The 601-nt window shown below is 67.2% G+C and carries 1 protein-coding gene; it reads right to left on the minus strand.

Annotated features, from left to right (window positions below):
* Window positions 1-601, minus strand: a 601-nt coding sequence (locus EN742_RS37015) for a flagellar M-ring protein FliF C-terminal domain-containing protein (RefSeq protein ID WP_281035072.1), incomplete at both ends; no start/stop codon positions are given.

Consider the following 601-nt stretch of genomic DNA (forward strand, 5'->3'; position numbering starts at 1 on the left):
CTCCTGCGGCGCGGGCCTGATCTTCTGGCGAAGGTCGTCAAGCGGGGTGGTGCCCGGGCGGCCGCCCGGCAGCGCGCCGACCTGCGCGGCGGTTCCGTCGGAACCGATCGCCGCCACCGCGGGCTCGGGCGTCGGCAGCGAGCGCTGGACCTCGTCGAAGGTCGGGCCGGCGATGGCCGGCTTGGCGGACGCCGTCAGGGCCGCGGCCATCGGCCTCAAGCCGAAGAAGGCGACCAGGAACACCACGACGATGAAGGCCCCGGCATTGATCATGGTGCCGGTATATGTCCCGATCGAGGCCATGATGCCCGGCTGCTCGATCGGCTCGCCGTCGAGCCCGTCGATGAACTCGACCGCGGAGACGTCGATGACGTCGCCGCGTTTGTCGTCGAAGCCGGTGGCCGAGGCCACCATTTTCTGGATGTCGGCGACGCGCTTGGCGATCTGCTCGGGCGTGGCGTCCTTGCCGAGAATGGTCGCCAGGCGCTGCTGGTTGACGACAACGGCGATCGACATCTTGGTGACCGTATAGCCGTTGGAGACGGTAGCTATCTTCTTGGAGTTGATCTCGTAGTTGGTGATCTCCTCCTTGCGGTCGTTC

It is taken from the genome of Mesorhizobium sp. M4A.F.Ca.ET.020.02.1.1 (assembly GCF_004022645.1).
Classification (GTDB): Bacteria; Pseudomonadota; Alphaproteobacteria; order Rhizobiales; family Rhizobiaceae; genus Mesorhizobium.